We start from the raw sequence: 23754 nt of genomic DNA, 5'->3' as shown, positions 1-23754 counted from the left end.
CCCGCCACCATTCGGCACGCCCACGCCGGCCGCCGACACGCCGGCCACACCCGCCTTCGGCATCCCGGACGCCCAACCGGCACCATCGTTCGGCGCCGCACAACCACCGCCGCTCCCCGGCCCACCCCCACTGCCCGGCCCGCCACCGATCCCTGGCACGGCCGCACCCGCCTACGGCATCCCAGACGCGCAACCGGCACCATCGTTCGGCGCCGCACAACCACCGCCGCTCCCCGGCCCACCCCCACTGCCCGGCCCGCCACCGATCCCCGGCGCGACCGCACCGGCCGCCGACACGCCGGCCACACCCGCCTACGGCATCCCGGACGCGCAGCCCGCGCCGTCGTTCGGGGGTGTACAGCCGCCGCCGATTCCGAGCGCCCCCGCATACGGGATTCCGTCCGCGCAGCCGTTCGGCGGGGCGGACCAGACGCCGCCGCCGGTATCGAGCTCACCCTTCCTCGTGGCGGAGGAGCCGCCGCCGCTCCCAGCCCACGGCGCCCCTGACCAGCCGGCCGAGAAGGCGGAGACCCCGAAGACCCCGGAGGCACCAGCAGCGCCCGCGTTCACGACGCCGTCCGCCGAGCACCCTTGGGGTTACAACGACGCCGCGGCGCCGGCCGAGCAGGCGCCGCAGCGGCCGAGCGGGGCCGCACAGCAGGGCTGGAACCCGCCGCCCGGCCGGCCCGGCTGGGCCGCGCCGCCGCAGGGTCAGCAGGGCTGGGCCCCGCCCAACCACGGCCAACCGGGTCAGCCCGGACACCCGGGCCAGCCGTGGCAGCCCGGCCAGGCGGCACACCCGGGCCAGTCCGGTGCTCTGGGCCAGCCGGGTCAACCAGGCCAGCCGTGGCAGCCCGGCCAGCCAGGCTATCCAGGTCAGCCGGGGCACGCGGGCCAACCGGGCTACCCGGGACAGCCGGCCTATCCCGGACAGCCGGGGTACACGGGCCAACCGGGCCACCCAGCCCAGCCGGGTCAACCTGGTCAGCAGGGCCAACCGGCCTGGGGCCAACAGCCGGCCGCCCAGGGCTGGAACCCACCGCCGCAGCCTGGCTGGCAGCAGCCGCAGACCCCACCCGGGCAGCCGGGCTGGAACCCACCGTCGGGACAGCCGGGCCATCCCGGGCCGCAGCCTGGCTGGGGTCAGCCGCCGGCGTCGAGCCCACCCGCACAGCAAGGCTGGGGACAGCCACCGGCGTCGAGCCCACCCGCACAGCAAGGCTGGGGGCAGCCAGGGTGGAGCCCGCCCGCATCGGTGCCCCCGGCGCAGGGCTGGCAGCCGGCCGGCAACCCGCCGCCCCAGCAGGGCTGGACGCCGCCGCCCGCCTCGGCGGCACCGGCCCAGCCGGGCTGGAACCCGCCAGGACAGCCCGGACAGCAGCCGGGCTGGACCCCGCCGCCCGCGCAGCAGGGCTGGACCCCGCCCCCGACCTCGACCCCGCCCGCGCAGGGCTGGGGACAGCCGGCGACGTCCAGCCCACCGGCGCAGCAAGGCTGGGGACAGCCGCCCACGTCGACCCCTCCGGCCCAGCACGGCTGGGGACAACCCCCGACGTCCCCACCGGCGCAACAGGGCTGGGGACAGCCGCCCTCGCCGCAGAGCGCGCCGCCGGCGTGGGCTCCACCCCCGATGCCGGGTACGGGCCCCGGTGCACCCGGAACGGAGAACGACGATCATGGCGTACAACATCAATGGCCCGGGCGTGGGGACTTCCCGCCGCCGGCCAACCGCGCGCCGGGCGGTGACTAACCCCGCGAGCGGGGCGCCCGCGTAGTTCGCGCCGGAGCACCGGTAGCCCCGTCCAGCAATCGGCGAGTGATCATCATCATCGCGGTGATCGTGGTGGTGCTGCTCCTCGGCGGGTACCTGACCGTCATCCTCGCGCGGGATTACGTGGACAGCGTGTCCGGCGGGGGTACCGCAGAAGTGAGCCGCAGCACGGCGGCTGCGACCCGGCGACAGGGATCGGATATCCTTAGCCGTTCTCCAATCGGAAGGTCCCAGCTCCTTGCTGCTCGCTGACCCCAGCTCGTTCCCCTCGATCTTCGACACGGCCGACGCCCCGGCGGGCCACACCGGACCCGGTTTCGCAGGGCTCGGCCTGCCCCACAAGCTGGTGCGGGCGCTCGACACCCAAGGCATCACCGAACCGTTCCCCATCCAGTCCGCGGCCATCCCCGATGTGCTCGCGGGCCGTGACGTGCTCGGCCGTGGCCGCACCGGCTCGGGCAAGACGCTCGCGTTCGGCCTGCCCATGCTCGCCCGCCTGGCCGCCTCGGGCCGTTCCCGGCCGCACGCGCCGAAGGCGCTCGTGCTGGTGCCCACGCGCGAGCTGGCGATGCAGGTCAACGACGCGCTGACCCCGCTGGCCAAGACCCTGGGGCTGTATTGCAAGACCGCGGTCGGCGGCGTGCCGTATGACCGGCAGATCTGGTCGCTGGAGCGCGGCGTGGACGTGCTCGTGGCCACCCCGGGGCGGCTCGGCGACCTGATCAAGCGCGGCGCGTGCCGGCTCGACGCGGTGGAGATCACCGTGCTCGATGAGGCCGACCAGATGGCCGACATGGGCTTCCTGCCCGAGGTCACCGAGATCATGGCGCAGACGCCGGCGGCGGGGCAGCGGCTGCTGTTCTCCGCGACGCTGGACAAGGACGTCGACGCGCTGGTCACGCGGTTCCTCATCGACCCGGTGACGCACTCGATCGAGCCGCCGGTGGCGTCCGTGGGCTCCATGGATCATCACGTACTGCTGGTGCCCCCCAACGACAAGGTGGCGATCGCGGCGTCGATCGCGGCGCGCAAGGGCCGGACGATCCTGTTCGTGAAGACCCAGGCCGCCGTCGACGAGCTCGTGGAGCAGTTCGCCCGGGTGGGCGTGCGGGCCGGCGCGCTGCACGGCGGCAAGTCGCAGCGGGTGCGCACCCGCACGCTGGCCGAGTTCCGCGAGGGCAGCGTCGACGTGCTCGTCGCGACGGACGTGGCCGCCCGCGGCATTCACATCGACGACGTGTCCCTGGTGGTCCACGTCGATCTGCCTCGTGACCAGAAGGACTATCTGCACCGGGCCGGGCGCACCGCGCGTGCCGGCGCGGCGGGCACGGTCGTGACGCTGGTGCTGCCCCGCCAGCGGCGCCGGGCTGCGGCGCTGCTGGCCAAGGCCGGCGTGACCCCCAACGAGCTGCGCGTCCGTGCGGGCGACCCGGCGCTGGCCGAGGTCACCGGCGCCCGTCAGCCCAGCGGGGTGCCGGTGCGCGTCGTGCACCACAGCCCCGCCCCCGCACCGGGTCGCCGCCGGCAGAACGACCGCCGGCCGCCCCGGAGCCGCCGGTTGACAAATAGCCAGGGATGAGTCGCTAGCAACAGCGCAAATCGCATGCGGTCGGATACGGTCCGGGGATGACCGTGCTACCGCGGGCGTTCGCCTGGCAACGCACCGACACCACCGGCGGCGAGTTCGTCACCCTGGACGACAGGCGAGGCCTGCGCGCCAAGGGTGTCGCGTTCGCATCGGACAACGCGCTGTATTCCTGCCGATACGAGCTGCACACCGACGACGCCTGGGCCAGCACCCGCCTCGAGCTGGCCATCGAAGGCGGGGGCTGGCTGCGCACGCTGCGTATGGAGCGGGCAGCCGGCCGCTGGCGGGTGACCACCAGCGAGCAGGGCAACCTCGAGCGGGTGCTGCCCCAGGCGCCGTTCGCGGGCATCGAGGAGTCCGACCGGCTGCACGCGGTGCTCGACGTGGACCTCCAGAACTCGCCGCTGACCAACACGCTGCCGGTGCGCCGGCTTGGCCTGCACCGGGCGAGCCCCGGCACGGTGGTGCGGATCGAGGCCGCATGGGTGCTGCTGCCGAGCCTCGCCGTGCTGCCGGTGGAGCAGAGCTACGAGGTGCTCGGCCCGCGGCGGGTGCGGTATCGCTCGGAGCACTTCACCGCCGACCTCGAGCTGACCGACGACGGCTACGTGGCCGAGTATCCGGGCCTGGCGACGCTCGCATGATGCGCTCAACTCGCCGGCTGCGACCGCCCCTCCCATTTCGTGGAAAGCGCGATGGTGGTGCGGGTGCGCGCCACGCCCTGGACGCGGTTCAGATCGACGATCAGGCGCTCCAGATCACCTATCGTTTTCACCCTCGCCTTGCACAGAAACGATTCCTCGCCCGCCATGAAGTAGCAGGATTCGATCTCGTGGCGGGCGCGCAAGGCATCGAGCACCGCGTCGGTGTCGCCGCTGCTGTCCTGGACGATCCCGATCACCGCGGTGAGCGGAAGCCCCAGCGTCTCGGGCTCCACCTCGGCGCGGTACCCCCGGATCACCCCGGTGGCTTCGAGCTTGCCGACGCGCTCGTGCACGGCGGGGGCGGAAAGGCCGACCTTCCGGGCAAGCTCCGCATACGGAAGCCGGGCGTTGTCCCGCAGAAGGTCGATAAGCTGCCTGTCAATCGCATCCATCGCGACAAGCCTAACGGCCGGCCTTTTAACACAGCTAATTACCCAGAAGTGCGTTTTCCTCGTTTCCCGGACACGACACGTGAGCGGTGCTGTAATGGGCGTACATCCCAGGATGACTCGCGCTTTCAGCTTCGCGGCACGGGGGTGCGCGGATCGGGCGAGCCACCCAGGGTAAAGGAGGGGCCGTGGAGACGGGAGATCGTCTGCTGACGCCCGGAGAGGTCGCTGCCTTGTTCCGCGTCGACCCTAAGACGGTGACGCGTTGGGCCGCGGCGGGCCGGATCAGCAGCATCCGAACCCCGGGTGGACACCGGCGGTTCCGGGAATCCGAGGTGAGGGCATTGCTCGAAGGAGACGAAGCCCTGGATGACACCTCTAACGGGAACGGGAATGGCCGAGCTCACCCGACCAACGAGTGAAGAGACCGTGCGACACGCCGACGGCGTCGAGGACCTTGCCGGCGACGAAGTCGACCAACTGGGCGGCCGTGGCCGCGGCGCCCGCGGCATAGAAGCCGGGGCTCGCGGGCAGGATCACCGCACCCGCGTCGTGTAGTGCGATGAGGTGCTCCAGGTGGCTGCGCGTCACCGGGGTCTCGCGTGGCACGATCACGACCGGGCGGCGTTCCTTGAGGTTCACCTCAGCGGCGCGCTGAAGGAGGTCCTTGGACAGTCCGATCGCGATGCCGGCGCACGCCGCCGTGCTCGCCGGCACGATCAGCATGCCCTTGACCGGGTAGGACCCGCTGCTGGGGCCAGCTGCCAGGTCGCCGGCCGGCCAGTAGGCCGCGTCCGCGCCGTCCAGCGGGCGGCCGAGCCATGCCGCGAGGTCGTCCTTCCAGTGCGCGTCGCGGAAGGACACACCTGTCTCGTCGAGGACGGTCAGCCGTGCCGCGCGCGAAACGACGAGGTCGACGGCCTCGCCGGCGTCGAACAGCGCCCGGATCACGGCCGCCGCGTAGGGCGTGCCCGACGCCCCGGACACTCCGACGACCCACGGCCTGCGCTCATCCACGCACCAACTCTGCCATGGCGCAGGGCGGTCCCCGGCCGGGAGCCGTCCCTGAAACCGCGCGTCGCGCGACCCCTCCGGGGCCGTATGAGGAGGCCGCTGCGGGAAATGTCGTACCCGGTTGGGAGGATGACGGCATGGCGCGCGGATTTCCCTATGCAGACCTCAACGAGTTCCTGGCCGCTTTGCAGAAGGCAGGCGAGCTGCACCGGGTGACCGCGCCCGTCGATCCGCACCTGGAGATCAGCGAGGTCGTCACCCGCACCGTCCGGGCCGGTGGGCCGGCCCTGCTGTTCGAGCGGCCGACCCGCGGCGACATGCCGGTCGCCATCAACCTGTTCGGCACCGAGCGGCGCACCGCCATGGCACTCGGCGTCGAGCGGCTCGACGAGGTCGGGGCGCGGATCGGCGAGCTGTTGCGGCCCGAGCTCCCGGTCGGCTGGGCCGGGATCCGCGACGGCATCGGCAAGCTCATGCAGCTCAAGTCGCTGCCGCCGAAGCACGTCAAGACCGCGCCGTGCCAGGAGGTCGTCTACAAGGGTGACCAGGTCGACCTCAACCGGCTGCCGGGGCTGCAGGTGTGGCCGGACGACGGCGGGATTTACCACAACTTCGGCCTGACCCACACCAAGCACCCGGAGACCGGCAAGCGCAACCTGGGGCTTTATCGGCTGCAGCAGCACAGTCACAACACGCTGGGCATGCACTGGCAGATCCACAAGGACTCCACGGCGCACCATGCGGTCGCGGAGCGGCTCGGGCAGCGGCTGCCGGTGGCGATCGCGATCGGGGCCGACCCGGTGGTGTCCTACACGGCCAGCGCACCGCTGCCATCAGACATCGACGAATACCTGTTCGCCGGTTTCCTGCGCGGCGAGCGGGTCGAGATGGTCGACTGCCTGACCGTGCCGCTGCAGGTGCCGGCCAACGCGCAGATCGTGCTCGAGGGCTATCTGGAGCCGGGCGAGCGGCTGCCCGAGGGCCCGTTCGGCGACCACACCGGCTTCTACACGCCGGTCGAGGACTTCCCGGTGCTGCACGTGGAGTGCATGACGATGCGCCGCCAGCCGATCTACCACTCGATCATCACTTCACAGCCGCCGCAGGAGGACCACGGCCTGGGCAAGGCGACCGAGCGCATCTTCCTGCCGCTGCTCAAGCTGCTGATCCCGGACATCGTGGACTATGACCTGCCGGCCGCCGGCGTGTTCCACAACTGCGTGATCGTCTCGATCCGCAAGCGGTATCCGAAGCACGCGCAGAAGGTGATGAGCGCGATCTGGGGCGCCCACCTGCTGTCCCTGGCGAAGCTCATCGTGGTCGTGGACGAAGACTGCGACGTGCACGACTACGCGGAGGTCGCCTTCCGCGCGTTCGGCAACGTCGACTACACGCACGACCTGCTGCTCACGCAGGGCCCGGTCGACCACCTCGACCACGCCTCCTACCAGCAGTTCTGGGGCGGCAAGGTGGGGCTGGACGCGACGCGGAAGACGGCGGCCGAGGGCTACCATCGCGGCTGGCCGGAAGAGATGGTCATGTCGCCCGAGGTCGTGGCTCGGGTCGACAAGCGCTGGAGAGAGTATGGGTTCAAGTGACGCTCGCTGAGGCACCTGAGGCACCGTCGAGCCGGGTCAAGGCCTTCCTGCGACTGGTCGCGATCGAGCACTCCGTGTTCGCGCTGCCGTTCGCCTACCTGGCCGCCCTGACGGCGATGACGACCGGCCCGCAGTGGGGCGGCCAACCGCACGTCCGCTGGCTCGACCTGCTGCTGGTGACGATCGCCATGGTCGGCGCCCGCACGTTCGCGATGGCCGCCAATCGGATCATCGACCGGCGCATCGACGCGCGAAACCCGCGCACCGCCAAGCGCGAGCTGGTGACCGGCGCGGTGAGCGTGCGCACCGCGTGGACCGGCGCGGCCGTCGCCCTGGTCGTGTTCCTCGGCGCCGCGGCCCTGCTCAACCCGCTCTGCCTCGCGCTCGCGCCGTTGGCTGTGGTGCCCCTGATCGTCTATCCGTATGGCAAGCGCTTCACCAACTGGCCTCACGCGATCCTGGGCCTGGCGCAGCTCGTCGGGCCGGTTGGCGCGTGGCTGGCGATCACCGGCGACCTGCACGGCTCCGGCCCGGCCTGGGTCCTCGGCGCCGCGGTCGGGCTGTGGATCGGCGGCTTCGACCTGATCTACGCCTGCCAGGACACCGAGGTCGACCGGGAGATCGGCGTGCACTCGGTCCCGGCCCGCTACGGCGTCCCGTTCGCCCTGCACCTGTCGACGATCGCGCACGTCGTGACGTTCGCCCTGTTCGCCTGGTTCGGCCAGCTGGTCGGCCTGGGCTGGCTGTGGTGGATGGGCCTGCTCGTGACCGCGGTGACCTTCGCCTACGAGCACGCGATCGTGCGGCCCGGCGACCTGTCGCGGGTCAATCGGGCGTTCTTCACCGCCAACGGGTTCGTCGGCATCGCGCTGTTCGTGTTCGCCCTGCTCGACCTGGTCGTCCGCGGCGGCCTGAGGCCCTGACACGACCGGCCTGAAGCGATGCGAGGAGGCCGTGGCCGGGGCATGGTGAGGGCGACGGCGTGAGCGGCGCTTCCACGTTGCAACGAGCGGATGCGGAACCGGAGTCCCGGGAGCCGGCTGCACCGGAGGTGGCCGACCGGCCATGGCAGCGGCCGTGCTGTCCGCGCGGGATCTTCGCGGTGAGCAAGGCCGGGCTGACCGCGATGCCCACGCTCGGCGCGCGGCCGGTGCTCGATCGGGTCGTGCTCGCCCTGTTTCTCATGCCGCAGGCGATTCTTGCCGCTTACTTCGTGCGGGGCGGCCGGGTCGCGTAATCGTAGGAGTGTGCATATGCGCAGCGGTGCCTTTTCCGAACAGCCCGCGGCGTCGCCGACCAGCCGTCGCTGGCGGGTTTCGCCGGGCTTCACGGCGCTCAAGTGCGCCGTCACCGTGCTACTGGCGCTAGCCGCTGTCCTTCTCGCCGAGGACCGGCCGGCGCTGAGCGCCGCCCTGGTCGCCACCGTCGTCGCCGGCGCGTATGCGCTGCGCGACCTGCTGGCCCCGGTCCGGCTGGCGGCCGACCCGGACGGCGTGACCGTCGTCGCCGGCTACGCGGGCCACCGCCGCCTCGAGTGGTCGCAGATCGAGCGGGTCCGGGTCGAGTCGCGGACCCGCGCCGGCCTGCGCAGCGAGTATGTGGAGATCGACACCGGCGACATGCTGTACCTGCTGAGCAACTACGACCTGAACGCCCGCCCGGCCGACGTCGCCGACGAGCTCGTCCGCATCCGGACCGCTGGTGGGAGCGGCTGACGGCCCCTGGCGGCGGGCGCTGCTGTCCGGCCTCGCGATCTTCGCCGCGAGCCGGGCCGGCCTGGTCGCCATCTCGGCGTTCGCCTGGATCGGCGACCAGGGCCACAATCGCTCCGCCGCGCAGGTCGCCCGGCTGTGGGCCACGCAGTACGACTCGCCCTGGTTCATCGCGATCGCCGAGCACGGCTATCAGCGCACCGAGGACGCCTCGCCGGCGGCGTTCTTCCCGCTGTACCCCGTGCTGATCCGGCTTTTCACGCCGCTGTGCCTGGGCCGTTCGTGGGCCGCGGCCCTCGTGGTCGCCAACGCCGCCCTGCTCACGGCGCTGATCGTGCTGTTCCGGCTCACGGAGCACGAGCTCGGCCGCGCCGCCGCCGGCCGCACGATCTTCTACCTGGTGGCCTTCCCGACCGGCTTCTTCCTGAGCGCCGCCTACAACGAGGGCCTGTTCATCGCCCTGCTGGCCGCGACGGTGTACTGCCTGCGCCGCGAGCACTGGTGGCGCGCCGGCGCCCTGGGCGCGCTGGCGGCGGCGACGCGCTCGGCCGGGATCCTGCTGCTGTTCGCCTTCGCCTTCGAATACGCCCGCGCCCACGGCTACCTCCGCCCGCGGACCTATTTCCGCTCGCAGAGCTACTTCCGCACGCGCATCTACGTCCGCGCCCGCGCCCTCGTGCTGAACCGGAAAAGCAGGATAAATCCGGAAACGTCATATTCGGATTCATCTGAAAAATCGTCGTCGGTCGCAATCGGCGCAGGCGGTGCGACACAGGATATTCGCGCTCACGCCGGGGCAGACGGGCCCGGCGCCCACGCCGCGGCAGACGGGCCCGGCGCCCAGATCGCGGCACGCGGAGCCGGCGCTTATGTCGCGGCACACGGCGAAGGTGCGCACCGGGCCCGGACAGGGCTGCGCCAGCGGCGCAGGCCGGGCGGCGCGCGACCGCGCGACATCGACCGGCCCGCGCCGGACGGTCGCGACATCCCACCCGGCGACCGCGGGCCTAGCCACCGCGGCCACCGCGGCCTCCACGGCCGAGTCGCGGCGAGCGCGCTGGCCACGCTGCTCATCCCGCTCGGCCTGGGCGCCGTGATGATCGCCGATCGGATGGCATACGGCGACGCGCTCGCCTTCTCACACACCCAGGCCGCGCACTGGGGCCGGCACCTGGCGTGGCCGTGGCGCGCCCCGATCCACGCCGCCCGCGCCCCGGGGCCGCCGTTCACCGAGATCTGGGCCCACAATCTCCTGGAACTCGCCACGGTGGCGCTGCTGGGTGTACTGCTGATGCTCGCCCTCGCCGGCCCCTGGCGCCTGCGCCGCGATCAGCTGCTGTTCCCGCTGCTCGGCGCCGCCCTGCTGATCTTCATGATCAGCTTTCCGAGCCGGTACACGGCCGACATCCCATACCCGTTGTACTCCGCCTCACGGATCGGTCTCGAGGTCTTCCCTGCGTTCATGATGCTCGGCCGGATGGGCCGCAACCGATGGCTGGACCGGACGCTGCTCGCCGCGTTCCTGACCACCCAGGGCGTGCTGGCCGCCCACTTCCTGCACTCCGGTTGGGTGGCGTAACCGGGCGCGCGTCAGGCGTCGTTGCGTACGGCGAAGATGGCGATGTCGTCGCGCGGCGACTCGGGCGAGAAGCCCAGCGTGCGCGCCCGCAGCCGGGCCGCCACCACATCGGCCGGGAAGCCGGCCAGGTTGGCGGCCTCGTCGCGGAGCCGGTCGACGCCGAAGAGGTCGATGCCGCGGCGTCGCTCGGTGACACCGTCGGTGAAGAAGATGAGCGTGTCGCCCGGGTCCAGCAAGACCTGCGTGCGCGGGGTGCTGATGGTGTCGAGCAGGCCGAGCGCGGTGCCGCAGGCGCCGACAAGCTCGGTGCGCCCGTCCGCGCGCAGCAGGACCGGCTGGTCGTGGCCCGCCAGGTGCAGCGTGACGTCGAGCCGCCCGTCCTGGCGGCGCAGCACCTGGGCCAGGCAGAGCGTGCAGAAGCGCCCGCCGCCACGCTCCAGCAGGGTCTCGTTGAGGCGCAGCAGCACCTCCGGCAGCGGCCGGCCGTCACGGACCAGCACCCGGGTCACGTCGCGAACCAGGCCGGTGACGGTGGCGGCCTGCACGCCCTTGCCGGAGACGTCGCCGACCACGACCAGCCAGCGACGGCTGGAGAGCGGGACCACGTCGTAGAAGTCGCCGCCGACGTCGACGCCCTCGCCGGTCGGCACATACTCGGCGCCGAACTCGACCCCGTCCGCCTTCGGCAGCTGGGGTGGCAGGAGGGAGCGCTGCAGAGCCTGAGCCACGCTGCGCCGCTCCGCGTGGATGTTGGCGTTGTCGATGGCCAGGGCGGCTCGGCGGGCCACGTCCTCGACGACCGCCACCTCCTCGGCACTCTGCCAGGTGTCGCGGTTGCCGCCGACCGTCAGTGTGCCAAGGTGCTGCCCGCGGGCGATGAGGGCGACGACGTAGCCCTCCAGGGGCGGTGCCAGCGGTACGACGGCATCGGTCCCCATCGCCTCCTTCAGCTGCGGGGTGGCCTGGGCGAGCTCGTCGCGCAGGTCGCCGACCAGCGACTCGTCGGCGTGGGCGACGGCGGCCAGGCGCAGCTCGCCCCCGGCGTCAGCGGCGTGGATCGCGCACCACCGGCCGAGCCGCGGCACCACCAGCCGGGGGATCAGGGCCAGCGTGAGCTCGACGTCGAGGGACTGGGCGAGCAACTCGCCGGCCTCGGCGAGGAACGTGAGCCAGGTGCGCCGCTCGGCGTCGGCGCGGCGCAGCCGGTGGTTCTCGACCAGCAGCGTCAGACGGTCGGCGGCGAGAGCGGTGAGCGGGCGCGCATACGGGCTGTCCGGGCCTCCAGCACCGGCGACCACGAGCAACTCGGCACGCCAGGGCCGGGCGACGCGTAGCGGCACGCGGCGGCCGCTGTCGGTGGAGGTGCCGACGCGCCCGTACGCCGCGGCGGTGCGCGGCCCCTCGCCCTCGTCGACGGTGAGCGCCGCGCCCTGCGCGCCGATCACCCGGCACAGCCGTTGCAGCAGCTCCTCGGAGATCTCCTCGAGCGAGGTCCCCCGGCCCGACCAGGTCAGCGCGTCGACCGCCGACGGCAGGTCGATCACGGGCGCGACAGTGGGCTCGCCCGGCGCGACCGGCCGCCGCGGCGACGGCCGGTCGAGGCGAAACCAGACACCCTTGCCGCCGGCGAAGTGCAGTGTGCCCCAGGCGGTGGCCAGCTGCTCGACGAGCAGCAGGCCGCGGCCGCGCTCCGGCACCTCGCCGGAGGAGGCGTCGGGAAAGCTGGGTGTGACCGTGCCGGGCCGGAAGTCCAGCACGGATACCGTGAGCGAATCGTCACTTGCCGTGATCTCGACATCGACCTCGGTGCGGGCGTGCACGACGCTGTTCGTGGTGAGTTCGGTGACGAGCAGCAGCGCCTCGTCCAGGATCACGCCGAGGTCCCGTTCGTGCGTGATCGTCCGGATTGCCTCGCGGGCCAGACCGGGAGAGCTATGGTCGGCCGGGAGCCTGATCCTCCGGACGGTCTGGGTTGTCACGTATCGCAGTCTCCACTGAACGGTGGTAACAATCCAACCTGAAGGACGACGATGGGTGGACGCCGCCTGCCCCCGACACCGGTGGAGACGCTATGACCACAGTCGAAGAAGTCACCCAAAAGAGTCCGGAAACACTGCTGCTCGAGGAGCTGTCTTCTGCGCTGGACCGGCTGGCGGCCGGCGATTTCAAGATCCGGCTGAACCGGCGCGACGGGCTGCCCGGCGAGGTGGTCGAGCGCTTCAATCGGCTCGCGGAGATGAAGCTTCGGCACACGCGAGACGTGCTGCGCATCAGCCGGGTCGTCGGGCGCGAGGGTCGCATGACCGAGCGGCTCGACGAGGAGGGCTTCGAGGGTGCCTGGCTGGACCGCATCCACGCGGTCAACTCGCTCATCGACGACCTGGGGCGCCCGACCACGGAGATCGCCCGCGTGATCGTGGCGGTGGCCGAGGGCGACCTGACCCAGCAGCTGGCGCTGGAGATCGACGGGCGGCCGCTGCGCGGCGAGTTCATGACGATCGGCCGCACGGTCAACACGATGGTCGACCAGCTCTCGTCGTTCGCCGACGAGGTGACCCGGGTGGCCCGCGAGGTCGGCACCGAAGGGAAACTCGGCGGCCAGGCCCAGGTCACCGGCGTCGCCGGCACCTGGCGCGACCTCACCGACTCGGTGAACTCGATGGCGGCCAACCTGACCGGCCAGGTCCGGTCGATCTCGATGGCGGCGACGGCCGTGGCGCGCGGCGACCTGTCCCAGAAGATCACGGTGAGCGCGAAGGGCGAGGTCGCCGAGCTGGCGGAGACGATCAACTCGCTGGTCGACACGCTGCGGATCTTCGCCGAGCAGGTGACCCGGGTGGCCCGCGAGGTCGGCACCGAGGGCAAGCTCGGCGGCCAGGCCGACGTGCCGGGCGTGGCCGGCACCTGGAAGGACCTCACCGACAACGTCAACTCGATGGCGTCCAACCTCACCAGCCAGGTGCGCAACATCGCCCAGGTCGCCACCGCCGTGGCCCGCGGCGACCTGTCCCAGAAGATCACCGTCGCGGCGCAGGGCGAGATCCTGGAGCTCAAGGACACCGTCAACACGATGGTCGACCAGCTCTCCTCCTTCGCCGACGAGGTCACCCGCGTCGCCCGCGAGGTCGGCACCGAGGGCAAGCTCGGCGGCCAGGCCCAGGTCACCGGCGTCGCCGGCACCTGGCGCGACCTCACCGACAACGTCAACTTCATGGCGTCCAACCTGACCAGCCAGGTCCGCAACATCGCCCAGGTCTCGACGGCGGTGGCGCGCGGTGACCTGTCGCAGAAGATCACGGTCGACGCCCGCGGTGAGATCCTCGAACTCAAGTCCACCGTCAACACCATGGTCGACCAGCTCTCCTCCTTCGCCGACGAGGTCACCCGCGTCGCCCGCGAGGTCGGCACCGAAGGGAAACTCGGCGGCCAGGCCCAGGTCACCGGCGTCGCCGGCACCTGGCGCGACCTCACCGACAACGTCAACTTCATGGCGTCCAACCTGACCAGCCAGGTCCGCAACATCGCCCAGGTCGCCACCGCCGTGGCCCGCGGCGACCTGTCGCAGAAGATCACCGTCGACGCCCGCGGTGAGATCCTCGAACTCAAGTCCACCGTCAACACCATGGTCGACCAGCTCTCCTCCTTCGCCGACGAGGTCACCCGCGTCGCCCGCGAGGTCGGCACCGAAGGCAAGCTCGGCGGCCAGGCCCAGGTGCGGGGCGTCGCCGGGACATGGCGGGACCTGACCGACAACGTGAACTTCATGGCGTCCAACCTGACCGCCCAGGTCCGCAACATCTCCCAGGTGGCGACGGCGGTGGCCCGCGGCGACCTGTCGCAGAAGATCACCGTTGACGCGCAGGGCGAGATCCTGGCCCTGAAGTCGACGGTGAACACCATGGTCGACCAGCTCTCCTCCTTCGCCGACGAGGTCACCCGCGTCGCCCGCGAAGTCGGCACCGAAGGCAAGCTCGGCGGCCAGGCCCAGGTGAAGGGCGTGTCCGGCACCTGGCGCGACCTCACCGACAACGTCAACTCGATGGCGTCCAACCTCACCAGCCAGGTCCGCAACATCGCGCAGGTGACCACGGCGGTGGCCCGCGGCGACCTGTCGCAGAAGATCACCGTCGACGCGCACGGCGAGATCCTCGAGCTCAAGAACACGGTCAACACCATGGTCGACCAGCTCTCCTCCTTCGCCGACGAGGTCACCCGCGTCGCCCGCGAGGTCGGCTCGGAGGGCAAGCTCGGCGGCCAGGCCCAGGTGAAGGGCGTGTCCGGCACCTGGCGCGACCTCACCGAAAACGTCAACCAGCTCGCCTCGACGCTGACCACCCAGCTGCGCGCCATCTCGCAGGTGTCCACGGCGGTGACCCGCGGCGACCTGACCCAGCGGATCGCGGTCGAGGCGCTCGGCGAGGTGGCCGAGCTCAAGGACAACATCAACCAGATGATCGTGACCCTGCGCGAGACCACCAAGAAGAACGCCGAGCAGGGCTGGCTCGACTCCAACCTGGCCCGCGTCGGCGGCCTGCTGCAGGGCCAGCGCGACCTCGGCGAGGTCTGCCGCATGATCATGGCCGAGGTGACGCCCCTGGTCGACGCCCAGATCGGCACGTTCTTCCTGTCCGGCACCGACGCCGCGAGTGGGCTGCGGCTGCGCCTTGAGGCGTCGTACGGCTTCGTGGCCCCCGGCACCGACATCAGCTTCGTCCCCGGCGAGGGCCTGATCGGCCAGGCGTCGCTGTCGCGCCGGGCGATCCGCGTGACGGCCACGCCGGACAGCCGGCTGCTCGTGCGCTCCGGCCTCGCCGAGACCCCGCCGGCCGACCTGGTCGTGCTGCCCGTGCTGTTCGAGGGCGAGCCGCTCGGCGTGATCGAGTTCGGCAGCGTGTCGCCGTTCAGCGACCTGCACCTGGCGTTCCTCGACCGGCTCGTGGTCACGATCGGCGTGGCGCTCAGGACGATCCTCGCCAACCGGCGCACCGAGGAGCTGCTGTCGCAATCCCAGCGGCTGGCCCTCGAGCTGCAGGACCAGTCGGCGGAGCTGCAGCGCACCAACGCCGAGCTAGAGGAGAAGGCGACGCTGCTGTCGGAGCAGAAGGGCAACATCGAGAAGCAGAACCGCGAGATCGAGATGGCGCGCCTCGGCCTGGAGGAAAAGGCGCAGCAGCTCGCGCAGGCCTCGCAGTACAAGTCGGAGTTCCTGGCCAACATGAGCCACGAGCTGCGGACCCCGCTCAATTCGATGCTGCTACTGTCCCGCCTGCTCGCCGACAACCCGGACGACAACCTGACCGCCCGGCAGATCGAGTTCGCCGCGACCATCCACAACGCCGGCTCCGACCTGCTGGCGCTGATCGACGACATCCTGGACCTGTCGAAGATCGAGGCCGGCCGGATGGACGTCGAGCCGGGCGAGGTCTCGTTCGAGGACATCCGGGCGTACGTCGAGCAGGCCTTCGCCCCGCAGGCCGAGGACAAGGGCCTCGACTTCACCGTGGTGGCCGATCCCGCGCTGCCACCGGCGATCGTCACCGACCCGCAGCGGCTGCAGCAGATCCTGCGCAACCTGGTCTCCAACGCGGTGAAGTTCACCGACCACGGCTCGGTGACGCTGACCATCGGGGTCGCGCCCGCCGGGCTCGCCTTCTCCGCGCCGACGCTGGCCGGCGCCCGTCGCGTGATCCAGTTCGCGGTCTGCGACACCGGCATCGGCATCTCCGACGACAAGGTGGCGCTGATCTTCGAGGCGTTCCAGCAGGCGGACGGAACGACGAGCCGCAAGTACGGCGGCACGGGTCTCGGCCTGTCGATCAGCCGCGAGCTGGCCCGCCTTCTCGGCGGCGCGATCGGCGTGACGTCCGAGCTCGGGAGCGGGGCCATCTTCACGCTGTACCTGCCGGACGTCATCGCGACCGAGGTGATGCCGGCCATCCACCCGGTCCCGGCCCAGCCGCAGTCCCCGCCGCCGGCCGCCCGTCAGCTGTCCGCCGCCGCGCCGATGCTGCGCTCGCTGCCGGCGGCGGAGCGCCGCCCCACGGCCGCGGCCCACCAGCTCGACGGCGCCACGGTGCTCATCGTCGACGACGACGTGCGCAACGTGTTCGCCCTGACCAGCGCGCTCGAGCTGCACGGGATGACGGTGCTGTACGCAGACAACGGCACCGACGGCGTGCGGATCCTCTCCGAGCACCCCGGCGTGAACATCGTGCTGATGGACGCGATGATGCCCGACCAGGACGGCAACGAGACGACCCGCGCGATCCGCCGCAACCGCCGATTCGCCGACCTGCCGGTGGTCTTCCTGACCGCGAAGGCCATGCCCGGCGACCGGGAGTCCTCGCTCGCCGCGGGCGCGAGCGACTACATCACCAAGCCGGTCGACCTCGACGAGCTGCTTGACGTGATGGCCGCTTGGGTAAATGGAGAGGGTCGGGCGGTGTAGGTTGCCTCAGACGACACGGGAGAACTCCGCGAAGGGAGCGGCATCCTTGACTGGACCGGATCGGCCGGCGAAGGTGCTGCTCGTCGACGACCGGCGGGACAACCTGCTGGCCCTGGAGGCGATCCTGCAGGGCCTGCCGGTGCAGACCGTCGGCGCCGACAGCGGCGAGGACGCGCTCAAGTGCCTGCTCGTCGACGACTTCGCACTGATCCTCCTCGACGCCCAGATGCCCACGATGGACGGCTTCGAGACGGCCCAGCACATCAAGCGCCGCGAGCGTACGCGCCACGTGCCGATCATCTTCCTCACCGCCGCGGACCGGGACTCGCATCTCGCGCTACGCGGCTACGCCGCCGGCGCCGTGGACTATCTGACCAAGCCGTTCGATCCGTGGGTACTGCGTGCGAAGGTCTCCGTCTTCGTCGAGCTCTGGACGATGACACAGCAGCTGGCCGCCCAGTCGGAGCTGGTCCGCACGCGCGAGGCGGAGCTGCGCCATGCCGGCGTGGCCCTCGACGAGGCGACCGCGCTGCTGAGGGGCGCCTTGGCCGCGGACGGCGAGCTGGGCCGTGAGCAGGTCGAGAGGGCGATGGCCGCCCTGGCGAAGGCCCGAGGCAAGCTCTGACCGCCCGCCGCCAGGCACGCGGCGCTACGCCTCTTGGATCATCAGCGCGTTGCGCAGGCCGGTGATGTCCAGGACGCGAATCAGGAACGCGCCCACGTTGACCAGCACCAGGTAGCTCTGCGTCAGCGTCGCCTTCCGGCTGAGCACCACCAGCGTCCCGAGCCCCTGCGAATCGCAGAATGTCACCCCGGCCATGTCCAGCACGACCCGCGCCGGGGGCTCGTTCAGCACCTCGCTCACGGCCGCGGCCAGCCGCGGCACCGTCGACATGTCGATCTCGCCGGTCAGCGACACCACGGTTTCGGTCGGGGCGCGGACTACGGAGACGCGGAGATCGGGGCGATCCACCGCCACAGCCTATATCCGACCGGCCCGGAAGTGGTCTCGGGCACACGGGCCCGAGGGCCGCGCGGAGCTGGTCCGGCGAGGCTGTCAGAATGAGCAGGCTGTGACCGATTTTGACGCCGCCGGTCTCGGCCCGCACGCGGGTGACGCGCCGGCATCCCAGGCCCTGTTCGACCGTGCCCAGGCCATCGTGCCGGGTGGGGTGAATTCACCTGTCCGTGCCTTCCGGGCGGTCGGGGGCACCCCGCGCTTCATGGTCAGCGGCTCCGGCTGCTGGCTCACCGACGCCGACGACCGGCGCTACCTCGACCTGGTCTGCTCGTGGGGGCCGCTGATCCTCGGCCACGCGCACCCCGAGGTCGTCGCGGCGATCACCGCCGCGGCCGCGCGCGGCACCAGCTTCGGCACGCCGACGCCCGGCGAGGTCGCGCTCGCCGAGGAGATCGTCGCGCGCACGCCCGTCGAGCAGGTGCGCCTGGTCAACTCCGGCACCGAGGCGACGATGAGCGCCCTGCGGCTGGCGCGCGGGTTCACCGGGCGGCCAAAGGTGGTCAAGTTCTCCGGCTGCTACCACGGGCACGTCGACGCGCTGCTGGTCGCGGCCGGCTCCGGGGTGGCCACGCTCGCGCTGCCCGACTCGCCCGGCGTGACGGGCGCGGCGGCCGGCGACACGCTGGTGCTGCCGTACAACGACGTCGCCGCGGTCGAGGCGGCCTTCGAGGCCCACGGTGACCAGATCGCCGCGGTCATCACCGAGGCTGCGGCCGGCAACATGGGCGTCGTCGCCCCGCTCGACGGGTTCAACGCGAAGCTCGCCGAGCTCGCGCACCGCCACGGCGCGCTGCTCATCCTCGACGAGGTCATGACCGGCTTCCGGGTCAGCCGCGGCGGCTGGGCGGGGCTCGAGCCGGTGGACGCCGATCTGTACACGTTCGGCAAGGTCATGGGCGGCGGCATGCCGGCCGCGGCGTTCGGCGGGCGCGCCGAGATCATGGGGCGACTGGCCCCGGCCGGCCCGGTGTACCAGGCCGGGACCCTCTCCGGAAACCCGCTGGCCTGTGCCGCAGGCCTTGCGACGCTGCGCCTGGCCACCCCGGAGGTCTACGCCCGCCTGGACGCGACCGCGGTCACGGTCGGCAAGCTCGCCTCCGAGGCGCTTTCCGCCGCGGGTGTAGCGCACGTGCTTTCGTCCGCCGGCAGCATGTTCTCGATCTTCTTCACCGACCGGCCGGTGCACTCGTTCGCCGACGCGCAGACGCAGGACGTGGGCGCGTTCCGGGCCTTCTTCCACGAGATGCTCTCCCGCGGTGTGTACCTCCCGCCGAGCGCTTACGAGTCCTGGTTCGTCTCCACGGCGATCGACGACGAGGGGCTCTCGGTGCTTGAGGCGGCACTGCCCCACGCGGCGCGGGCCGCGGCGCAGGCGGGGACCCCGCGGGCATGAAGACCGTCGTTCACGTGCTGCGCCACGGCGAGGTGTACAACCCGGACAAGGTGCTCTACGGCCGCCTCCCCGGCTTCCGCCTCTCCGAGCTCGGTGTGCAGATGGCCAAGGCCGCGGCCGAGGCGGTGTCCGGCCGCGACATCACCTACCTGGTGGCAAGCCCGCTGGAGCGCGCCCAGCAGACCGCCGCGCCCTTCGCCGAGCAGCTCGGCCTGACGACCGCGATCGACGACCGGCTGATCGAGAGCGCCAACTTCTTCGAGGGCAAGCGGGTCAGCGTGGGCGACGGCGCGCTGCGCGACCCGCGCAACTGGTGGGTGCTGCGCGACCCGATGACCCCGTCCTGGGGCGAGGCCTACACGGCGATCGCGGCACGCATGTTCGCCGCGCTGATGGCGGCTCGCGAGGCGGCGGAGGGGCACGAGGCCGTCTGTGTCTCGCACCAGCTGCCCATCTGGACGCTGCGCCGGCACGTGGAGAAGAAGCGGCTGTGGCACGACCCACGGCGCCGCGAGTGCGCCCTGGCCAGCCTCACCAGCTTCCACTTCGAGGGCACCAAGATCGTCGGCATCGGGTATTCCGAGCCCGCCGCCCACCTCATCGCGCTGTCGGCCTCGGCGCGACAGGCCAAGGGGGCGTGACCGATGCGCCGCCTCCTAGCCGCCGTCGTGGTGACCGCGACCCTGCTGGCCCTCGCGGCCTGCACCGGCAGCACGCCGAAGAACGCGCTCGGCAGCCGCAAGATCGCGGTCGCCGACCGGGTCGCCGCGCCCGCGATGCGCGGCGAGCTCATGAATGGCGGCGGCCAGTTCGACCTGTCCCAGCACAAGGGCCAGGTCGTGGTCGTGAACTTCTGGGCCTCGAACTGCCCGCCGTGCCGCACCGAGGCGCCCGAACTGGAGAAGGTGCTCGCCGCCACCAAGGACCAGGGCGTCACCTTCATCGGCGTCAACGTGCGCGACCAGCGCGGCCCGGCCAACGCCTACCTGGCCGACACCAAGCCCACGTACGGCAGCATCTTCGACCCGTCCGCCTCGCTCGCGCTGGACTTCAGCGTGCCGCCCAACTCGATCCCGGCCACGCTGGTGATCGACAAGGCCGGCCGGCTCGCCGCCGTCATCCGCTCCACGGTCGACCAGAAGCTGCTCGAGCCGATCGTCCGCGACCTGCTGGCCGAGTCGTGACCACGGGGCGCCCGACATGACGACCGTGCTCGCCGACGCCAGGACGATCGCCGCGAGCGGCCCGCTGCTGGCGGCGATCGCGATCGCCGTCCTGGCCGGCCTGGCCAGCTTCCTGTCGCCCTGCATCCTGCCCCTGGTGCCGGGCTATCTCTCCTACGTCACCGGCCTGGCCGGCGCCGACCTCGACTCGGGCCAGCGCCGCGGCCGGGTGCTCGCCGGCGTCGGGCTGTTCATCGCCGGCTTCGCCGCGGTGTTCGTCGGCCTGATCGTGCTCGCCACCCAGGCCGCGATGTCGCTGATGCTGCACCGCCGGCTGATCGAGGTGATCGCCGGCGTGGCCGTGATCGTGCTCGGCCTGGCCTTCATGGGCCTGGTGCCGGGCCTGGAGCGGCAGTGGCGCATCCAGCGGCTGCCGGCGGCCGGCCTCATCGGCGCGCCGGTCTTCGGCATGGTGTTCGCGCTGTCCTGGGCGCCGTGCACGGGCCCGACGCTCGGCGCCGTGATCGCGCTCGGCTCGACCAGCGGCTCACAGGCGCGCGCGGTCACGCTGGCCATCGCGTACTCGCTGGGCATCGGCATCCCGTTCATCGCCGTCGGGCTGGGCTTCCAGCGACTCATCGGGGTCATCAAGTTCATCCGCCGCAACAGCCGCTGGGTGACCCGCGTCGGCGGTGCGCTGCTCGTGCTGGTCGGGATCGCGCTGGTGACCGGCGTCTGGAGTTCCCTCATGATCGCGCTGCAGTCCAACCTCGGGCCCGGATCGGTGCCGATCTGATGCGCTGGCTCTACCACACCGCTGTGGCCGTGAGCCGCCGCGCCTGGCGCCAGTTGACCAGCATGCGCACCGCGCTCGTGCTGCTGTTCCTGCTCGCCGTGGCGGCGATTCCCGGCTCGGTGCTGCCCCAGCGCAACGTGTCGCCGGAGAAGGTCCGCACCTATCTGGACACGCACAAGCAGTGGGGGCCGACGCTCGACCGGCTCTTCTTCTTCGACGTGTACGGGTCGCCGTGGTTCTCGGCGATCTACCTGCTGCTGTTCGTCTCGCTCGTCGGCTGCCTCGTGCCGCGGTTCCGCTCGCACATCGCGGCGCTGGTGAAGGTACCGCCGAAGGCTCCGAAGCGGTTCGACCGGCTGCAGGCTCACGCCACGCTGCCCGGCCCGGCCACGCCGGAGACCGCCGAGCGCATCCGCCAGGTCCTGAAGAAGCGGCGGTTCCGCACGGCCGTGCGGCGTGACGGCGACGTCACCGAGATCTCGGCCGAGAAGGGCTACCTCAAGGAGACCGGCAACCTGGTCTTCCACTTCGCGCTGCTGTCGCTGCTCATCGGCGTCGCGTATGGCTCGTGGTTCGGCTGGCACGGCAACCGCCTGCTGGTGCAGGGCGAGGACTTCGCGTTCTGCAACACGCTGCTCAACTACGACGAGCACGCCCTGGGCGCGCAGGTCGGCGAGAACGACCTGCCCCGCTTCTGCCTGCGCATGGACAAGTTCGCCGCGACCTACCTGCCCAACGGCCAGCCGATCAGCTACCGGGCCGACATCAACGTGAAGCAGCACGGCCGCGAGAGCGAGCGGGTGCTGCAGGTCAACGACCCGCTGCGGCTCGACGGCGCGACCGTGTCGCTGCTCGGCCACGGGTACGCGCCGATCCTGAAGTACACCGACAAGTACGGCAAGTCGTCGGTCAACGTGGCGCCGTTCCTGCCGAGCGACGGACTGCTCACGAGCCAGGGCGTGGCGACGTTCCCGGACGTCAACATCAACCCGCAGACCGGCACCCGCGACGACAAGTCGCAGATCGGGTTCTCCGGCGTCTACGTGCCCACGCTGCCGTCCGACCCGTCGGTGAACTCTTCGGCCTTCCCGGCCGAGAACGACCCGAGGATCATGCTGCAGCCGTACTCCGGGGTGCTGGGCTTCGACGCCGGCGCGCCGCTGTCGGTGTACACGCTGGACACCCGCCAGATCGAGGCCGGCCGGCTCACGAAGTTCGGCAGCCCGATGGCGCTCAAGCCCGGCCAGACCGGCACCCTGCCGGACGGCACGACCGTCGAGTTCGTCGGAACGGCCCAGTGGATCAGCCTCTCGATCCGGAATGACCCGGGCGAGCCGATCGTCCTCGGTGGCTCGATCGCGCTGCTGGTCGGCCTGCTCGGCTCGCTGAGCGGCAAGCGCCGCCGGATCTTCTTCCGCATCTCGCCCACCGGCGTCACGGCGGGCGGCCTGCCCCGCAGCGACTACCCCGGCTTCGCCGACGAGTTCGACGAGATCGTGCGCGCGACCGCCCCTGCCACGAGCGTCCCGGAGCAGGTGCCGCAGACTGAGGACGTCGAGGAGGTTGTGTGATGGGTGCACTGTCCAACCAACTGCTGGTCGTCACGATCTTTAGCTACGTGCTCGCGATGATGGCGTACGCGATCGAATACGCTTTCGGCGGCCGCAGCCTGGTCGCCCGCGCCGCGACGCGCGTGGCCATCCCGGTCGGCGCCGGCGTCGGCGCGGGCGGCTCGCTCCCCCCGGCCGACCTCCCCGAGATCCCCGCAACCCCCTCCGAGGTCCCGGCGGAGACGCCGGAGCGCTCGATCGGCGCACGCCGGGCCGGCGTCGCCGCGGTCGTGCTGACCGTGCTCGGCTACGCGGCCCACGTGGGCACCCTGGTCACGCGCGGCATCGCGGCGGAGCGCGCCCCGTGGGGCAACATGTACGAGTTCGTCATCACCGCCGCCCTGGTCGGCGTGACGGCGTGGCTGGTCGTGCTCGTCAAGTGGACCAACCTGCGCCACCTGGGCCTGTTCGTCACGCTGGTCGCCGCGCTCCTGCTGTCGGTTGCCGGCATGACCCTCTACGTCCCAGAGGGCCCGCTGGTCCCGGCCCTGCACTCGTACTGGCTGGTCATCCACGTCGGCGCCGCCTCGGTCGCGACGGGCATCTTCCTGGTCGGCTTCGTGGCCGCCGCGATGCACCTGATCCGCTCGGGCCACGACGCCGGCAAGACCCGCTTCCCGTACTCGCTGGGTGCGCGCCTGCCGCAGGCCGTCTCGCTGGAGCGCGTGACGTTCCGCATCCACGCCTTCGGCTTCCCGATCTGGACCTTCGGCGTCATCACCGGCGCCATCTGGGCCGAGGCGGCGTGGGGCCGTTACTGGAACTGGGACCCGAAGGAGGTCTGGTCCTTCGTCGCGTGGGTCGTGTATGCCTGCTACCTGCACGCCCGCTCGACCCCGAGCGTGAGCCGCCGCCTGGCGAGCTGGATCGCCGTGGCCGGCTGGGCGACGATGCAGGTCAACCTGTGGGGCGTCAACCTGTTCGCCAGCGGCCTGCACTCCTACGCCGGCATCTAATCGGACCCGGCT

Annotated in this window: 22 protein-coding genes; 17 read left to right on the top strand and 5 right to left on the bottom strand. The window is 71.6% G+C overall.

Annotated features, from left to right (window positions below; all coding sequences use genetic code 11):
- Positions 1 to 451: 451 nt before the first annotated feature.
- Positions 452 to 1120 carry a hypothetical protein gene (locus AB0367_RS18925; protein WP_366227627.1) on the bottom strand — a complete coding sequence of 223 codons (669 nt, stop codon included), beginning with the start codon at positions 1118 to 1120 and terminating at the stop codon, positions 452 to 454.
- A gap of 696 nt (positions 1121 to 1816) precedes the next feature.
- On the opposite strand from AB0367_RS18925, the gene AB0367_RS18920 reads away from it, so the two are divergent.
- Genes AB0367_RS18920 through AB0367_RS18910 form a run of 3 tightly spaced genes read left to right on the top strand, consistent with a single transcriptional unit; the run spans position 1817 to position 4003 of the window.
- A complete protein-coding gene (locus AB0367_RS18920; RefSeq protein WP_366227626.1) occupies positions 1817 to 2023 on the top strand; it encodes a hypothetical protein in 207 nt (68 codons plus the stop codon).
- A 19-nt stretch (positions 2024 to 2042) separates the two neighbouring features.
- On the top strand, positions 2043 to 3350 hold the full coding sequence (locus tag AB0367_RS18915) for a DEAD/DEAH box helicase (RefSeq protein ID WP_366227752.1): 1308 nt from the start codon (positions 2043 to 2045) through the stop codon (positions 3348 to 3350).
- Between the two features lie 47 nt (positions 3351 to 3397).
- On the top strand, positions 3398 to 4003 hold the full coding sequence (locus tag AB0367_RS18910; RefSeq protein WP_366227625.1) for a putative glycolipid-binding domain-containing protein: 606 nt from the start codon (positions 3398 to 3400) through the stop codon (positions 4001 to 4003).
- Positions 4004 to 4008: 5 nt separating this feature from the next.
- On the opposite strand, the gene AB0367_RS18905 is transcribed toward AB0367_RS18910, so the two are convergent.
- Complete coding sequence (locus tag AB0367_RS18905) at positions 4009 to 4455, bottom strand: Lrp/AsnC family transcriptional regulator (protein WP_366227624.1); 447 nt, start codon at positions 4453 to 4455, stop codon at positions 4009 to 4011.
- Positions 4456 to 4640: 185 nt separating this feature from the next.
- Here AB0367_RS18905 and AB0367_RS18900 point away from each other — a divergent pair, with 185 nt between their 5' ends.
- Entirely contained in the window at positions 4641 to 4874 is a 234-nt protein-coding gene (locus AB0367_RS18900) for a BldC family transcriptional regulator (protein ID WP_350554451.1), read from the top strand.
- Here the strand turns inward: AB0367_RS18900 and AB0367_RS18895 are convergent.
- The gene (locus AB0367_RS18895) at positions 4831 to 5469 is read right to left on the bottom strand and encodes a UbiX family flavin prenyltransferase (protein ID WP_366227623.1); all 639 of its coding nucleotides are present in this window, start codon (positions 5467 to 5469) and stop codon (positions 4831 to 4833) included. The two genes, AB0367_RS18900 and AB0367_RS18895, sit on opposite strands and share 44 nt — an antisense overlap.
- Before the next feature lie 134 nt (positions 5470 to 5603).
- Here AB0367_RS18895 and AB0367_RS18890 point away from each other — a divergent pair, with 134 nt between their 5' ends.
- The 5 genes from AB0367_RS18890 (at position 5604) to AB0367_RS18870 (ending at position 10355) form a co-directional block, all read left to right on the top strand.
- Positions 5604 to 7064 (top strand): menaquinone biosynthesis decarboxylase, encoded by a 1461-nt coding sequence (locus tag AB0367_RS18890; protein WP_366227622.1) that lies wholly within the window; start codon positions 5604 to 5606, stop codon positions 7062 to 7064.
- Positions 7061 to 7987, top strand: coding sequence for a menaquinone biosynthesis prenyltransferase MqnP (mqnP, locus tag AB0367_RS18885; protein WP_366227621.1), 927 nt, complete (start codon positions 7061 to 7063; stop codon positions 7985 to 7987). Before AB0367_RS18890 ends, mqnP begins: the two co-directional genes overlap by 4 nt.
- A gap of 179 nt (positions 7988 to 8166) precedes the next feature.
- Positions 8167 to 8301 carry a hypothetical protein gene (locus tag AB0367_RS18880; protein ID WP_366227620.1) on the top strand — a complete coding sequence of 45 codons (135 nt, stop codon included), beginning with the start codon at positions 8167 to 8169 and terminating at the stop codon, positions 8299 to 8301.
- A 16-nt stretch (positions 8302 to 8317) separates the two neighbouring features.
- A complete protein-coding gene (locus tag AB0367_RS18875) occupies positions 8318 to 8779 on the top strand; it encodes a PH domain-containing protein (protein WP_366227619.1) in 462 nt (153 codons plus the stop codon).
- Positions 8766 to 10355 carry a mannosyltransferase family protein gene (locus AB0367_RS18870; protein ID WP_366227618.1) on the top strand — a complete coding sequence of 530 codons (1590 nt, stop codon included), beginning with the start codon at positions 8766 to 8768 and terminating at the stop codon, positions 10353 to 10355. The genes AB0367_RS18875 and AB0367_RS18870 overlap by 14 nt, the downstream gene beginning before the upstream one ends.
- A gap of 11 nt (positions 10356 to 10366) precedes the next feature.
- On the opposite strand, the gene AB0367_RS18865 is transcribed toward AB0367_RS18870, so the two are convergent.
- Complete coding sequence (locus tag AB0367_RS18865) at positions 10367 to 12334, bottom strand: SpoIIE family protein phosphatase (RefSeq protein WP_366227617.1); 1968 nt, start codon at positions 12332 to 12334, stop codon at positions 10367 to 10369.
- Between the two features lie 92 nt (positions 12335 to 12426).
- Between AB0367_RS18865 and AB0367_RS18860 the strand changes: the two genes are divergently transcribed.
- On the top strand, positions 12427 to 16803 hold the full coding sequence (locus tag AB0367_RS18860; protein WP_366227616.1) for a HAMP domain-containing protein: 4377 nt from the start codon (positions 12427 to 12429) through the stop codon (positions 16801 to 16803).
- Positions 16804 to 16849: 46 nt separating this feature from the next.
- On the top strand, positions 16850 to 17428 hold the full coding sequence (locus AB0367_RS18855) for a response regulator (RefSeq protein WP_366227615.1): 579 nt from the start codon (positions 16850 to 16852) through the stop codon (positions 17426 to 17428).
- Positions 17429 to 17452: 24 nt separating this feature from the next.
- Here the strand turns inward: AB0367_RS18855 and AB0367_RS18850 are convergent, their stop codons facing one another.
- The gene (locus tag AB0367_RS18850) at positions 17453 to 17776 is read right to left on the bottom strand and encodes an STAS domain-containing protein (RefSeq protein ID WP_366227614.1); all 324 of its coding nucleotides are present in this window, start codon (positions 17774 to 17776) and stop codon (positions 17453 to 17455) included.
- Between the two features lie 100 nt (positions 17777 to 17876).
- Here AB0367_RS18850 and hemL point away from each other — a divergent pair, with 100 nt between their 5' ends.
- From hemL to ccsB, 6 genes are read left to right on the top strand one after another with little or no spacing between them, the layout of a single operon-like run.
- Positions 17877 to 19217 carry a glutamate-1-semialdehyde 2,1-aminomutase gene (gene hemL / locus AB0367_RS18845; RefSeq protein ID WP_366227613.1) on the top strand — a complete coding sequence of 447 codons (1341 nt, stop codon included), beginning with the start codon at positions 17877 to 17879 and terminating at the stop codon, positions 19215 to 19217.
- Positions 19214 to 19858 (top strand): histidine phosphatase family protein, encoded by a 645-nt coding sequence (locus AB0367_RS18840; protein ID WP_366227612.1) that lies wholly within the window; start codon positions 19214 to 19216, stop codon positions 19856 to 19858. Before hemL ends, AB0367_RS18840 begins: the two co-directional genes overlap by 4 nt.
- 3 nt (positions 19859 to 19861) lie before the next feature.
- On the top strand, positions 19862 to 20401 hold the full coding sequence (locus AB0367_RS18835; RefSeq protein ID WP_366227611.1) for a TlpA disulfide reductase family protein: 540 nt from the start codon (positions 19862 to 19864) through the stop codon (positions 20399 to 20401).
- A 16-nt stretch (positions 20402 to 20417) separates the two neighbouring features.
- Entirely contained in the window at positions 20418 to 21176 is a 759-nt protein-coding gene (locus AB0367_RS18830; RefSeq protein ID WP_366227610.1) for a cytochrome c biogenesis protein CcdA, read from the top strand.
- Complete coding sequence (locus tag AB0367_RS18825) at positions 21176 to 22747, top strand: cytochrome c biogenesis protein ResB (protein WP_366227609.1); 1572 nt, start codon at positions 21176 to 21178, stop codon at positions 22745 to 22747. The genes AB0367_RS18830 and AB0367_RS18825 overlap by 1 nt, the downstream gene beginning before the upstream one ends.
- Positions 22747 to 23742 (top strand): c-type cytochrome biogenesis protein CcsB, encoded by a 996-nt coding sequence (ccsB, locus tag AB0367_RS18820; RefSeq protein WP_366227608.1) that lies wholly within the window; start codon positions 22747 to 22749, stop codon positions 23740 to 23742. The genes AB0367_RS18825 and ccsB overlap by 1 nt, the downstream gene beginning before the upstream one ends.
- Positions 23743 to 23754 lie beyond the last annotated feature (12 nt).

This window comes from Dactylosporangium sp. NPDC051484 (genome assembly GCF_040689395.1).
Taxonomy (GTDB): domain Bacteria; phylum Actinomycetota; class Actinomycetes; order Mycobacteriales; family Micromonosporaceae; genus Dactylosporangium.
Note: the sequence above shows the minus strand (reverse complement) of the source record. Positions and strands in the feature narration are given on the sequence as shown.